The organism is Corynebacterium tuingiense (assembly GCF_046718165.1).
In the GTDB taxonomy this organism is placed as follows: Bacteria; Actinomycetota; Actinomycetes; order Mycobacteriales; family Mycobacteriaceae; genus Corynebacterium.
Genome location: NZ_CP177101.1, coordinates 1,330,779 through 1,344,851 on the forward strand (window position 1 = coordinate 1,330,779; position 14,073 = coordinate 1,344,851).

At 61.0% G+C, this 14,073-nt stretch carries 12 protein-coding genes; 1 reads left to right on the forward strand and 11 read right to left on the reverse strand.

What is annotated here, in order from left to right; translation table 11 throughout:
* Window positions 1-2: 2 nt before the first annotated feature.
* The 11 genes from metK to pyrR form a co-directional block, all read right to left on the reverse strand.
* Window positions 3-1,235 (reverse strand): methionine adenosyltransferase, encoded by a 1,233-nt coding sequence (metK, locus tag ACLI1T_RS06330; RefSeq protein ID WP_023022480.1) that lies wholly within the window; start codon window positions 1,233-1,235, stop codon window positions 3-5.
* 97 nt (window positions 1,236-1,332) lie between these two features.
* Window positions 1,333-2,586, reverse strand: a complete 1,254-nt coding sequence (coaBC, locus tag ACLI1T_RS06335) for a bifunctional phosphopantothenoylcysteine decarboxylase/phosphopantothenate--cysteine ligase CoaBC (RefSeq protein ID WP_411702214.1) — start codon at window positions 2,584-2,586, stop codon at window positions 1,333-1,335.
* Window positions 2,587-2,724: 138 nt separating this feature from the next.
* Complete coding sequence (gene rpoZ / locus ACLI1T_RS06340) at window positions 2,725-3,027, reverse strand: DNA-directed RNA polymerase subunit omega (RefSeq protein WP_005279075.1); 303 nt, start codon at window positions 3,025-3,027, stop codon at window positions 2,725-2,727.
* 40 nt (window positions 3,028-3,067) lie between these two features.
* Window positions 3,068-3,637 carry a guanylate kinase gene (gene gmk / locus ACLI1T_RS06345; protein ID WP_411702215.1) on the reverse strand — a complete coding sequence of 190 codons (570 nt, stop codon included), beginning with the start codon at window positions 3,635-3,637 and terminating at the stop codon, window positions 3,068-3,070.
* Window positions 3,638-3,645: 8 nt separating this feature from the next.
* Window positions 3,646-3,969, reverse strand: a complete 324-nt coding sequence (gene mihF, locus ACLI1T_RS06350) for an integration host factor, actinobacterial type (protein WP_023017443.1) — start codon at window positions 3,967-3,969, stop codon at window positions 3,646-3,648.
* Window positions 3,970-4,228: 259 nt separating this feature from the next.
* Complete coding sequence (gene pyrF / locus ACLI1T_RS06355; protein ID WP_349862191.1) at window positions 4,229-5,068, reverse strand: orotidine-5'-phosphate decarboxylase; 840 nt, start codon at window positions 5,066-5,068, stop codon at window positions 4,229-4,231.
* Window positions 5,052-8,393, reverse strand: coding sequence for a carbamoyl-phosphate synthase large subunit (carB, locus tag ACLI1T_RS06360; RefSeq protein WP_411702216.1), 3,342 nt, complete (start codon window positions 8,391-8,393; stop codon window positions 5,052-5,054). The genes pyrF and carB overlap by 17 nt, the downstream gene beginning before the upstream one ends.
* A gap of 25 nt (window positions 8,394-8,418) precedes the next feature.
* Window positions 8,419-9,579: a glutamine-hydrolyzing carbamoyl-phosphate synthase small subunit gene (gene carA / locus ACLI1T_RS06365; protein WP_411702217.1), complete on the reverse strand. Its 1,161-nt coding sequence runs from the start codon at window positions 9,577-9,579 to the stop codon at window positions 8,419-8,421.
* Window positions 9,580-9,621: 42 nt separating this feature from the next.
* Entirely contained in the window at window positions 9,622-10,959 is a 1,338-nt protein-coding gene (locus tag ACLI1T_RS06370; RefSeq protein WP_411702218.1) for a dihydroorotase, read from the reverse strand.
* 37 nt (window positions 10,960-10,996) lie between these two features.
* Window positions 10,997-11,953: an aspartate carbamoyltransferase catalytic subunit gene (locus ACLI1T_RS06375; RefSeq protein ID WP_005279061.1), complete on the reverse strand. Its 957-nt coding sequence runs from the start codon at window positions 11,951-11,953 to the stop codon at window positions 10,997-10,999.
* The gene (pyrR, locus tag ACLI1T_RS06380; RefSeq protein WP_284771923.1) at window positions 11,950-12,558 is read right to left on the reverse strand and encodes a bifunctional pyr operon transcriptional regulator/uracil phosphoribosyltransferase PyrR; all 609 of its coding nucleotides are present in this window, start codon (window positions 12,556-12,558) and stop codon (window positions 11,950-11,952) included. The genes ACLI1T_RS06375 and pyrR overlap by 4 nt, the downstream gene beginning before the upstream one ends.
* A 145-nt stretch (window positions 12,559-12,703) precedes the next feature.
* On the opposite strand from pyrR, the gene ACLI1T_RS06385 reads away from it, so the two are divergent.
* The gene (locus tag ACLI1T_RS06385) at window positions 12,704-14,047 is read left to right on the forward strand and encodes a TIGR01777 family oxidoreductase (RefSeq protein WP_349853095.1); all 1,344 of its coding nucleotides are present in this window, start codon (window positions 12,704-12,706) and stop codon (window positions 14,045-14,047) included.
* Window positions 14,048-14,073 lie beyond the last annotated feature (26 nt).

The following is a 14,073-nucleotide window of genomic DNA, read 5'->3' on the forward strand; positions in this document are numbered from 1 at the left end:
TTCTACAGACCAGCGGCAGCGCGCAATTCCTCCACGCGGTCCAACTGCTCCCAAGGCAGGTCAACGTCGGTGCGACCGAAGTGACCGTAGGCGGCGGTCTGGGCGTAGATAGGACGCAGCAGATCCAATTCGCGGATGATGGCGGCTGGGCGAAGGTCAAAGACCTTATTGACGGCAGCTTGGATGTGCTCATCGGTCAAGTTCTGCTTCGCGGTGCCGAACGTCTCGACGTATAGGCCGACCGGCTTGGCGCGACCGATGGCGTAGGCCACCTGCACCTCTGCGCGGTCTGCCAGGCCTGCGGCGACGATATTCTTAGCCACCCAACGCATGGCGTAGGCCGCAGAGCGGTCCACCTTGCTGGGGTCCTTGCCGGAGAAAGCACCGCCGCCGTGGCGGGCCATGCCACCGTAGGTATCCACGATGATCTTGCGCCCGGTAAGGCCTGCATCGCCCATCGGGCCACCCAAAATGAAGGAGCCGGAAGGGTTGACCAAGAGGTTGGTGTCCTCGGTGTAGTACTTATCAAGGCCGGCGTCCTTGATAACCCATTCCAACACCTCGCTGCGCAGGTGGGTTTCTAGCCACTTGCTATCTACCTCAGGATCGTGCTGGGTAGAAATGACGACCGTATCCAGGTGAGACGGCTCATTGTCCTCGGTATACGCGAAGGTCACCTGGGTCTTGCCATCCGGGCGCAGGTGGTCCACAATGCCCTCTTTGCGCACCTGAGTCAGGCGGCGGGACAGGCGGTGTGCCAAGGCGATGGGCAATGGCATGTACTCCGCAGTTTCATTCGACGCGTAACCAAACATCAGGCCCTGGTCGCCGGCGCCGGCGGTGTCATTTTCTTCGTCATAATCAGCACCCTGATCGCGTGCCTCGGTGGAGGTATCCACGCCCGCACCGATTTCCTGCGACTGCTCGCCGATGGCGATATTAACGCCACAGGTATTGCCGTCGAAGCCCACATCGGAAGAGGTAAAGCCGATGGACTTCAGGGTCTCACGCACCAGAGCCGGGATTTCCACGTAGGCATTGGTGCGAACTTCGCCCACGACGTGTACTTGGCCGGTGGTAACCAGCGTTTCCACGGCGACGCGGGACTCCGGATCCTTATCTAAAAGCGCATCCAGGATGGCATCCGAAATGGCGTCACAGATCTTATCTGGGTGCCCCTCAGTAACGGACTCGCTTGTAAAAAGACGAGCTTCCACTGCAGCGTTATCAGTCACAAAAACTTCCTTTGATTATTACGTATTCGATACCGAGGCATTCTGCCCCTACCCATCATATGGCCACCCTAGACTAAGCGGTCTATAAACGCAATATTTAATTTCCCGGTTCAATCATTCCATTCACGACGCTGAGAATCTGCGCCGCGACGACCTGCTTAGATCCATGCTCTACGCGCTGCGGTTCCTCATTCCGCCGCAGGATCCACCCCTCGCTATTTTCCTGGCCAAAGGTCACACCGCGGCCAACCTCATTGGCCATCAGGACGTCGCACCCCTTGCGCGCAAACTTTTCTTGGGCATACTCCAGTGCCGAGGAATCAGCATCTCCCGTCTCGGCCGCGAAACCAACGATGACGCAATTCTCCGGCACCTCACCCTCCTCGCGGGCTGCCACGAGAGACTTCAAAATATCTGGGTTTTCCACCATCTCCAGTGCGGCAAGCGCATCATCCGCTTTGCCCTTTTTCATCTTGGACTCGGCCACGTTCGCAGGCCGGTAGTCCGCGACCGCCGCGGCCATGATGACGATATCGGCATCGCGGGATTCCTCGCGCATCGCGGTTTCTAGGTCTTGCGCGGACACGATATTCCGGATTGTAGCGCCGCTCGGTACCGGCAACTCCGCCGTATTGCCGGCCACAATCGTGACATCCGCACCCTTGTGCGCGGCCACCTCTGCCAGCGCAAACCCCTGCCGCCCGGAGGAACGGTTTCCTATATAGCGAACCGGATCCAATTCCTCTTGCGTGCCACCGGCGGAGATAACAACCTTTAGCCCCGACCAGCTGTGGTCGATATGAAAGCCAGCGAGTTCGGTGCGTACGATGGCTGCGATCTGTTCTGGGTCTGGCAGCCTTCCTGCGCCCGTGTCCTTACCGGTAAGACGCCCGTGTGCCGGTTCCATGACGGTAATTCCGCGCCGGCGCAGGGTCTTTACGTTGTATTGTGTCGCTGGGTTATTCCACATCTCGGTGTGCATGGCAGGCGCCACAATGATGGGACACGTTGCCACCAGCACTGTCGCGGTCAAGAGATCATCGGCGCGTCCCGCAGCCAAACGCGCAATGAGGTCAGCCGTGGCAGTGGCGATGACCACGGCATCGGCCTGCTGCCCCACAGCTACGTGTTGCACGTCCTCTACGGCCTCGAAAACACTGGTTGAGACGGGGTTTCCGGATAATGCCTCAAATGTTGCGGCGCCGACGAAATTCAAGGCGCTTTCTGTAGGAACGACGCGGACGTTATCGCCGTGTTCTTTAAAATTGCGCACTAGGTGGCAGGCTTTATACGCGGCGATGCCACCGGCAACGCCCAGCACGATATTGCGAGGAGAATTTGAAACAGTCACATCGCACAATCGTACCGTGCAGGCATGACAAGAGCCCCGCCCGGCCACCACGTTAGTTCCACAAAAGTGAAACCATTGGGGATTAGCCGGACGGGGCTGAAATGAGGCACAAGGTGCGCACGCGAAAGCGCGCGCTACTTACTTGCCTTCCTCGTGGTCCAACAGGCCTGCGTCGATTTCGCGCAGCGCGATGGACAGTGGCTTCTCGCCGGGTTCTGGGTTAACCAGCGGGCCCACGAACTCAAAGACGCCTTCATCTTGCTCTTGGTAGTAGCTATTGATCTGGCGCGCACGCTTGGCAGCGAAAATTACCAAGGCGTACTTGGAAGAAACCTTGTCCAACAGCTCATCGATTGGCGGGTCAGTAATACCAATCGGATCATCAAATACCGGTTCCGACTTTGCGGATTCAGTGTTAGAAGGGGTGGTCACGTTAGTCACATGCACCTTTACATTGGTTGAAGATGGTCAAAGGAAGAATCTATCCTCGCAGGATATCACTAATGGCGGCGACTGCCTCATCTAGGTTTTCATTGACCACAACGTGATCAAACTCATCCTGTGCAGCTAGTTCCTCATACGCAGTGTGCAACCTACGATCGATGACGTCTTGTGGTTCGGTACCGCGACCGGTCAGGCGCTCTACCAACACCTCCCAGGAAGGAGGGGCCAGGAATACCAAGTCCGCGTCCGGAAGGGCCTTCCGGACGCTACGCGCACCGGCCAGGTCAACCTCGACGAGAACCGGGCGCCCTGCTTCCAAAGCCTCTTCTACGGGACGGGCAGGTGTTCCAGAACGCTGCAATCCGCCGTGAATATCTGCCCATTCGAGCATCTCACCGGCATCAATGCGTTCTTGAAAAGCCTCAGGGGTGACGAAGAAATAATCCACGCCGTCTTTTTCCCCGGGGCGGGGCTGGCGCGTAGTCATAGACACGCTGAAATACAGCCCCTCGACGTCATGTCGTAGACGCGACACTACGGTGGATTTACCCACTGCGGAGGGACCCGCCAACACGACGAGGCGACCGCGAGCAGTTGCGTCAGCCATGGACGTGATTATTCGTCGTCGTAACCGAAGCGCTCAAGAAGAGCACGACGCTGGCGCTCACCCAGACCGCGCAGGCGGCGGGTCTGTGCAATCTCCAGATCTTCCATGATTTCCTTGGCCTTGACCTTGCCAACCTTAGGCAGAGCCTCGAGAAGTGCAGAAACCTTGGTCTTGCCGATGATCTCATCGGTCTCGGCCTTTTCCAGCACGTCCTTTAGGTCGGTCTCGCCGCGCTTAAGCGCAGCCTTGAGCTCAGCGCGAGCCTTGCGGGCCTCAGCGGCCTTTGCGAGAGCTTCCTTACGCTGCTCATCAGTCAACTTTGGAAGGGCCACGAGTTTCCTCCGATTCATTAGATTGGTTCTATTACTTCTGGCACTGGGTACCAGACTCCGGTTGCCAAACGCGATGTAAATACCGCGGAAAGTTACCCTGAACCTTCGAGCACACCGACTTCTGATTATCCTAGCACCGCTAGTGACACGATGACGATCAACAGCCCAAATGGGCCACTCGTTTTAGCACGTCAACGCACATGCTTAGACCAAAATACCAGGTAAACGGCGCGGCCGTTAATCGACCCCGCCGCGTGTTCTAATCCCGGAATTGGTCTGCGGTATCGATCACCGCTTTACGCAGGTCATCGACCTGAGGACCGCGCTGCAGGACGGCGCGCGAGACATTCGCAAAGCCCAGCTGCGGGCACTCAGACACAATGGCGTGCACCTGCTCGGGGCCCGCCCCCTGGGCACCGACGCCGGGAAGCAGCACCGGGCCATTAAGCGAGTCCAATCCGGGCGGATTATCCACGGTCGCGCCCACCACAACGCCGACGCTTCCAGCAACACCGGCCTCTTTCGCCGAGGCATTGAAGGCGGCGCACTCGTCCACGACCGCCTGGGCAATCGAGTCCGCAGTGCCCGCAGGCACTGCCTGAATGGCGCGTGCCTCCGGATTAGAGGTAGCCGCGAGGACGAATACACCGCGGTTGTTTTCTTGCGCCGTGGCAATGGCCACGCCCAATGCCCCAACACCGAGGTACGGCGAAAGTGTCACCGAGTCAGCGCGCAGGGGCGAGGTCTCCCCTAGCCAGGCATCGCCATAGCCTTCCATGGTGGAGCCGATATCGCCACGCTTGGCATCCGCCACTGTCAGGCATCCTGCCTCGCGCAAACCGGCCAGCGTTTCTTCCAAGACCGCAAAGCCTGCGGCACCGAAGCGCTCAAAGAAGGCCACTTGCGGTTTTACCAAGGCTGCGGAATCCGCGAAGGCCTCGACGCAACGCATGCTGAAGGTGCGCAGGCCTTCTGGTGAATTATCCAGCCCCCATTGCTCTAAGAGGTACGGGTGCGGATCGATGCCTACACACAGGCGACCTCGTTCGCGGCCGGCGTCCTCTAGGCGCTGGCCAAAGGTTTTAGTTGCGTGGTCCATGCTCAAGCTCCTGAAGTGCGCGGACCTGCAAATCACCCTGGCGCAGCGCCTCGATGCCCTGCACCGCCGCCGTCACGCCTTGAACCACCGTGACCAGCGGCAGTCCCATGTGCACCGCTGCAGCGCGGATATCGTAGCCGTCGTGGCGGGAACCGGCGGAACCTGCTGGCGTATTGAGGATCCAATCCACCTCGCCGTTAAGGATCTTGTCCACGATGGACTCTTCGCCATCCTTGGCTTCAGAGACCTTGACGGCGACCTCACACTCGATGCCGTTGCGGCGCAGCATCTGCGCTGTACCCGCAGTAGCGATGATGTTGTAGCCCATCGTGGCCAAGCGCTGGATGGGGAAAATCAGCGTTCGCTTATCCCGGTTGGCTACGGAGACGAAGACCGTGCCTTCAATCGGCGGACGAGCAAACGCGGAGATCTCCGCCTTGGCAAAGGCCGCACCGAAGTTGGTGGCCAAGCCCATGACCTCACCGGTGGACTTCATCTCGGGCGATAGCAAGGAATCGAGCAGGCTGCCATCTGGGCGGCGGAAACGGTTAAAGGGCAAGACCGCTTCCTTGACCGCAATCGGGTGATCAAGCGGCAAGGAACCGCCATCGTAGGAGGATGGAATAAGTCCTTCTTCTCGCAGTTCCGCGATGGTGGATCCCATCATGATGCGAGCGGCGGCCTTGGCTAGCGGCACGCCGGTCGCCTTAGAGACGAACGGAACGGTACGCGAAGCGCGCGGGTTAGCCTCGATGACATAAAGGATGTCGTCCTTCAAGGCGAACTGGACGTTCATCAGGCCCTTGACGCCGATGCCCTCGGCCAAACGGCGCGTGGACTCGCGCACATTCTCGATGTCCTCTGGGCCCAGCGTCATCGGCGGCAGGGCGCAGGAGGAGTCACCGGAGTGAACGCCGGCCTCCTCGATGTGCTCCATCACACCGCCGAGGTAGACCTCGTTGCCGTCGCACAGGGCATCGACGTCGATCTCGATGGCCGAGTCCAAGAAGCGGTCCACCAGGACCGGGTGGTCTGGGGAAAGCTCTGTGGCGCGCTCGATATAGTTCTCCAGCGACTGCTCATCGTAAACAATTTCCATGCCGCTGCCGCCCAACACGTAGGAAGGACGAACCAGAACTGGGTAACCGATGGACGCTGCTACCTTCCGGGCCTCCTCGAAGGAGGTGGCGGTGCCGAATTGCGGTGCGGCAAGCCCACCGGCTTCCAGCACCTTGCCGAATTCGCCGCGGTCCTCGGCGGAGTCAATGGCGGCGGGGCTGGTGCCCACCACCGGCACGCCGGCGGCATCGAGGCGCTCTGCCAAGCCCAACGGGGTCTGGCCGCCCAGCTGCACCAGCACGCCGGCGACCTCGCCGGAGGCTGCCTCTGCGTGGTAGACCTCCATGACATCTTCGAAGGTCAGCGGCTCGAAGTACAGGCGATCAGCGGTGTCATAGTCGGTCGATACCGTCTCAGGGTTGCAGTTGACCATCACGGTCTCATAGCCCTTGCGGGAAAGCTCAAGGGCGGCGTGCACGCAGGAGTAATCGAATTCGATGCCCTGACCAATGCGGTTCGGGCCAGAGCCCAAGATGATGACCTTGCCCTTCGAGCCTTCCGGCGCCGGGTGCACCTCGGTTTCGGCATCGGGGTCCAGCTCATAAGAGCTATAGTGATACGGCGTTTGCGCCTCGAACTCACCGGCGCACGTATCGACGGTCTTGAAGACGGGGCGAATGCCCATGCGCCAGCGCAGGCTGCGCACGCCGTCTTCGCCGTTGAACTCGGGGCGCAGGGCGGCAATTTGGGCATCGGAAAGCCCAAAGACCTTGGCCTCGCGCAGGAGTTGCTCGGTGAGCACGGGGGCATCGACAAGCTCCTGGCGGAATTCCACCAGACCCTCGAGCTCCGCGATGAACCATGGATCCACGCCGGAGGCCTCGTGGACTTCATCCACCGAGGCGCCGAGGCGCAGAGCCAGCTCGATATCGTACATGCGGCCCTCGGTGGGGCGCTCGAGGTCCTTGAGCACCGCCTGCACGTCGGTGGCGCGCTCGCCCGCGAAATACTCATCTGGCCTGGTCCAGAAACCGTTGGGCTTGTTTTCCAGCGAACGCATGACCTTATTCAGGCCGGAGATGTAGTTACGGCCAATGCCCATGGCCTCGCCCACTGATTTCATCGTGGTGGTCAAGGTGTCATCGGAGCCGGGGAACTTCTCAAAGGCAAAGCGGGGCGCCTTGACGATGACATAGTCCAAGGTCGGTTCGAAGGCCGCTTGGGTTTCGCCGGTGATGTCATTTTGTACCTCGTCCAAGGTGTAGCCGATGGCCAACTTCGCGGCCAGCTTGGCAATGGGGAAACCCGTGGCCTTGGATGCCAGCGCCGAAGAGCGAGATACGCGCGGGTTCATCTCGATGACGATGATGCGGCCATCATCGGGGTTCAAGGCGAACTGGATATTGCAGCCGCCGGTATCGACGCCCACCTCGCGGATGATGTCGATGCCCAAATCGCGCATCTTCTGGAACTCGCGGTCCGTCAGCGTCAGCGCCGGAGCCACGGTAACGGAGTCACCGGTGTGCACGCCCAAGGCATCGACGTTCTCAATAGAGGCCACGACGACCACGTTGTCGTCGCCATCGCGCATGAGCTCGAGCTCGTATTCTTTCCAGCCGAGGATGGATTCCTCGATGAGCACGTTAGCCTCAGGCGAGGTCGCAAGCCCGCCGCCGGCGATGCGCTCAAGATCTTCGTTATTGAAGGCTAGGCCGGAGCCCAGTCCACCCATGGTAAACGACGGGCGCACCACGACGGGCAGGCCGAGCTTGTCGACGGTCTCGTGGACCTCGTCCATGTTGTGGCACACCGCCGAGCGAGCGGATTCTCCGCCTACCGAGGCCACGATGTCCTTAAACTTCTGGCGGTCCTCGCCGCGCTCGATGGCATCGATATCGGCGCCGATGAGCTCGATATCGTACTTATCCAAAATACCCTGGCGGTCTAGCTGCACCGCGGCGTTGAGCGCGGTTTGTCCGCCCAAGGTAGCCAAGACGGCGTCGATGGGGTGGCCTTCCTCTGCCTCCTTGACCAGGATCTTTTCGATGTATTCCGGCTCGATGGGCTCGACGTAGGTGTGGTCAGCGAACTCGGGGTCGGTCATGATGGTGGCCGGGTTCGAGTTCACCAGGGTCACGCGCAGGCCCTCGTCCTTGAGGACGCGGCAGGCCTGGGTTCCGGAGTAGTCGAACTCGCAGGCCTGGCCGATGACGATGGGCCCAGAGCCGATGACCAGGACGTGATTAATGTCAGTGCGCTTTGGCATAATATTTCTTCCTTTTCCTGGGTGACTACTTATTCGGGGTGTGGTTGGCCATGAGCTCTAAGAATTGATCAAAGAGCGGGTTGGCATCGTGCGGGCCGGCGGCGGATTCCGGGTGGTACTGCACCGAAAAGGCCATGCCATTGCGCAGGGCGACGCCCTCGACCGTGTCATCGTTCAAGCAGATATGCGTGATGTGGGCCGAGCCGAAGTCCGAGGCGAATTCGGCGTCCTTATCGGCCAGGTCGTAATTATCTGGCGCCTGCAGCGCGAAGCCGTGGTTTTGGGAGGTGATGTCGATCTTGCCAGTCAGCAGGTTGCGTACCGGGACGTTGATGCCGCGGTGTCCGAATTTCATCTTGTAGGTATCTAGGCCCAGCGCGCGCCCGAGCAGCTGGTTGCCAAAGCAGATGCCAAAGAACGGGATGTCCGCCGCGAGCACCTTTTTGATGGTGGCAACGGTGTCGTCGGCAGTAGCCGGGTCACCCGGGCCGTTGGAGACAAAGACGCCATCCGGGTTATAGGACTGAACTTCTGCAAAGGTGGTCGTTGACGGCACTACGATGGTCTCGATGCCGCGCTGGGAGAGGTAGCGCGGCGTTGCGGATTTCACGCCCATGTCAAAGGCGACGATGGTGTATTTTTTCTCTCCCTTGGCCTCAACAACATAGGGCTTGTCGGTCGATACCTCGGCGGCAAGGTCCGCGCCCTCCATGGAGGATTGGCTCTTTACCTCCTCGAGGAGTTCCTCGACGGGCCGGGTGGCAGCCTCACCAGAGAAGAGGCCCGCGGAAATGGAACCGTAGTTGCGCAGGTGGCGCACCAAGGTGCGGGTATCGATGCCGCGGATGCCAATGACACCTTGCGCCTGCATTTCTTCGCTCAAGCTGCGCTCGGCGCGCCAGCTGGATACGCGGCGGGACAGATCGCGGATAACCAGGCCTGCGACCCAGATATTATTGCCGTGGGACTCGTTGTCCTCATCGTTCCAGCCGGTATTGCCAATGTGCGGGGCGGCGGAGACGACGATCTGGCGGTGGTAGGACGGATCCGTCATCGTTTCCTGGTAACCGGTCATCGCGGTGGTAAATACAGCCTCACCGAGGGTGGTGCCGGTCGCGCCGAAGCCGTAGCCACGGAAGGTACGCCCATCCGCAAGGACGAGGATTGCTGGGGTTTTATCAGTCACGTCGTGGCCTTTCTGTGCCTTGATTGGTTTCTGTGTGCAAGGTTAGTCATGGGTTGCGGCGTTCAAATCGAACGTTACCGAGCCGCGCAAGATGGTGTGGGTAACTCGCGCACCAAATTCCTCGCCCGCGTACGGGTTGTTCTGGGACTTGGATGCAAGCTGTGCGGAATCGGATACCCAGTGGTGTTGCGGGTCGACGATGGTTAAGTTAGCTGGCTCCCCTACTTCCAAGGGGCGGCCGTGGCCTGGCAGGCGCGTGATCTCGGCGGGGCGCTCGGACATGACGCGGGCAATAAAGCGCCAGTCCGCCAGGCCGGTTTCCACAAAGAGCTTGGCGATGACCGCCAGCGAGGACTCCAATCCCAGCATGCCGGGGCGCGCATTTTCGAATTCCACGCACTTGTCTTCGGAGCCGTGCGGCGCGTGGTCGGTGGCGACGCAGTCAATGGTCCCATCAAGAAGCGCCTGGCGCAGCGCCTCCGTATCGCGCTGTTCGCGCAGCGGCGGGTTCACGCGGAAAAGGCCGTCATAGGTGCGCAGCTTGTCATCGGTCATCAGCAGGTGGTGCGGGGTGACCTCTGCGGTAAGCGGAATATCGTGTTCCTTCGCCCACTGCACGAGCTCCACCGTGCCCTGCGCGGAGGCGTGGCAGATGTGCACGCGGTTGCCGTAATCGCGGGCCAGCAGGGCGTCGCGGGCAACGATGGATTCTTCCGCCACGCGCGGCCAGCCGCGCAGGCCCAACCGTGCGGCGTTTTCGCCCTCGTGGGCAGAAGACCCACCGGTCATGCGGTCATCCTCGGCGTGCTGGGCCAGTAGCACGTCCATGCCCTTGGCGTATTCCAGCGCGCGGCGCATGAGCTGTGGGTTTTGCACGCACTTGCCGTCATCAGAGAACATGCGCACCTTGGCGTCGCTGCGCGCCATCATGCCGAACTCCGTCAAGGACTTGCCTTCTAGGCCCTTGGTGATGGAGCCAACCGGGTGGACATCGCAAAGCCCCAGCGCCTGGGACTTCGCCCACACGGATTCGGCGATGATGGGCTGATCCGTGACCGGCGTGGTATTGGCCATGGTAAAGACCGCGGTAAACCCGCCCTTGGCCGCGGCCTTGGAACCGGACTCGATGGTCTCGGTATCCTCGCGGCCTGGTTCGCGCAGGTGCACGTGCATGTCAACCAGGCCTGGCAGCAGCACGTTGCCGCCGCCGTCGATGGTCTCGGCGTCCTCCGCTTGCACCTCGGGGCCGATGGCGTCAATAACGCCACCGCGGATGAGGACGTTGGTGGGCTCGCCTTCCCCGTACAGGCGAATATTTTTAATCAGTAGTGGGTTTTCGGCCGGTGCGGACAGCCGGCCGGTAGCTGGGTACGTAGTCATTTTCTCTCCCTTTTACGTGGCTTATGCTCTGCCCGAATTAAATCCCGGCGTTGTCCCCATTGGTCAGCAGCGTAAAAAGCACTGCCATGCGCATGTGGACACCGTTATTGACCTGCTGCAATACCGTGGTTTTATCCATATCGGCCACGGCGTAGTTAATCTCCATGCCGCGCAGCATGGGACCTGGGTGCATGACGATGGCGTCCTTGTGCAGCGCCGCGGCGCGCTGCTGCGAGAGCCCGAAGAGCTGCGCGTACTCGCGGTGGGAGGGGAAAAAGCCGCCGTCCATGCGCTCTTGCTGCACGCGCAGCATCATCACGACATCGGCATCCGCAAGCTCTGCATCAAAGTCATAGGACACGCGGACCGGCCACTTGTCCACGCCCCACGGCATCAAGGTCGCAGGCCCCACGAGGGTGACCTCCGCGCCCAAGGTGTGCAGGAGATCCACGTTGGAGCGCACCACACGCGAGTGCAGGCAATCGCCCACAATCTTTACCTTCAGGCCCTCAAAGCCATTATCGCCGCGCAGGCCCAGTCGCTGGCGCATCGTGACGGCATCGAGCAAGGCCTGCGTCGGGTGCTGGTGTGCGCCGTCGCCGGCGTTGATGACGGCGGGGCCGTTGCCATCTGGGTCCACCCACTGGGCCAGCTGTTGCGGCGCGCCGGAGGACGGGTGGCGCATGATGATGGCATCGGCACCGATGGCCGCCAGCGTCAGGCCCGTATCTTTGAGGGACTCGCCCTTTTTCACAGAGGAGGTCGACGCCGAGAGGTTGATAACATCAGCGGACATCCACTTGCCGGCCGTTTCAAAGGACGAGCGCGTGCGCGTGGAGTTTTCATAAAAGAGCGTATAAATCGTGCGCCCGCGCAGCGTCGGCAGTTTTTTGACCTCGCGGCCATCGAGCGCCTCGCGGAAACGATCGGCCTCATCCAGCAGGCCGATGATCTCTGCGCGGGATAGTTCCGCGCTATCGATGAGGTGTTTCATGAGTGCGTTCCCCTTATCTGCGCGGCATCACCCGCGGACGTAGAGCGGGTGAGGACTACGGCATCGCGGCCATCGATGTCCTGGATATATACGGAGACATCTTCTTCCCGCGCCGTGGGCAGGTTCTTGCCCACATAATCGGCGCGGATGGGGACTTCGCGGTGACCGCGGTCCACCAATACGGCCAACTGGATAATCGAAGGCCGGCCAACATCGCCCACTGCATCGAGGGCGGCGCGGATGGTGCGGCCGGAATAAAGGACATCATCGACCAAGATGACCGTGGCATTATCGATGCCTCCGTCTGGGATGGAGGTCGGTTGCAGGGCGCGGTGCGGGAAATTGCGCAAATCGTCCCTGTACAACGTGATGTCGAGCGAGCCCCATGGAACGGGGACCCCGGAAAACTCGTGTATCTTTTGCGCGAGGCGCTCCGCTAGGGGCACTCCGCCTGAGGGAATGCCCAGCAAAATGACCCGCGGGGCCTCCGCGGAATCGAGCGCCGTCTTTTCAATAATCTGGTGCGCGATGCGTGCAACGGTACGCGAGACATCATCGGCGCTTAAAAGCTCCAATTCGTTCGCGTTCACGTCAGTTCCACTCATCGTGACCTCCTTCCCCGCCTCACGGTGCGGTCCTTAAAGGATGCCTGTCAATGAACTTGTAGACGTCTATGCTGATAGACACGTATTACTCTAGCACCTTACCCACCCCGTGGGTGAGGCTTAGCCGAAAGAGGTGCATCACGCAGTGAGTTTCTCCGCGCAGCACGTAGTCCCAGCCTCCCGCGAACACGTCTGGCAATGGCATACCCGGCCAGGGGCGCTCACGCGCCTGAACGCCCCCTTCACCTTGTTGAAGCCGGTGCAGCAGGCCACCGATCTGGGCACTGGCACCTCCCTGCTCGCCCTGCCCGGTGGTTTGCAGTGGACGGCTCAGCACGACCTTGCGCGCTACCAGGCCGGCTATAGTTTCAGCGATGTGTGCGTCAACGCCCCCATCCGCAAATTTGCCAAGTGGCGCCATACGCACCGTTTTGCCGATCACCCAGACGGGACGCTGATCACGGACGAGGTAGATACCCGCATTCCCGCCGCGGCCCTCACCTCGGTATTCGCCTATCGGCAGCACCAGCTCATCCAGGATATTGCCTTTGAAAACCGCCTGCGCGAAGGCCAACTTGGCCACAAGCCCTTGACCATCGCGATGACCGGCTCGCGCGGCAGTGTGGGCAGCGCGCTGACCGCGCAGCTACAAACCCTGGGCCACACGGTGATCCCGCTGGTGCGCGGCACGGCGGAGGCAGGCCAGCGCGAGTGGCGCCCGCACCACCCGCGGCCCGATTTCCTCGAGGGCGTCGACGTGCTCGTACACCTGGCGGGCGAACCCATCTTTGGGCGCTTCAACGATAGCCACAAGTCCGATATCCGCGACTCCCGCGTGGGCCCCACCGAAAACCTCGCCCGCCTGGTCGCCGCGACCGATTCCGTGCAGGCGATGGTGTGCGCCTCTGCCATCGGCTTTTACGGTTCTGAGCGCGGCGCTGAGCTGCTTTCCGAGGACGCCGAGCGCGGCGAGGGCTTTCTTGCCGATGTCGTGGCGGACTGGGAACGAGCCTGCGACCCCGCCCGCGAGGCCGGAAAGCGCGTGGTCAATATCCGCACCGGCATCGTCATGTCCGGCAATTCCGGCCTGCTGCCGCTCTTGCGCGCACTGTTTTCCACAGGGCTTGGCGGCGCCTTTGGTGACGGCAACTTTTGGTACAGCTGGGTCGCCTTAGACGATCTCACCGATGTCTATATCCGCACCATCGTGGATGAGAAGCTTGTGGGGCCGGTCAATGGGGTATCACCAAACCCGGTGCTCAATAAGGACTTCGTCTCCGCCTTGGGAACCGAATTGCACCGCCCCACCATCCTGCCAATCCCCCAATTCGGCCCCGCCCTGCTTTTGGGCAAGCAAGGCGCGCAAGAACTCGCCTTGGCCGACCAGCGCGTGAAACCACAGGTGCTTGAGGATCTAGGCCATACCTTCCGCTACCCCACCATCGACGGCGCCTTGGCGCACGAACTCGGCGGCGAAAGCCTGCTCTAAGTCCAGGCCATTGCAATACTCTTGGC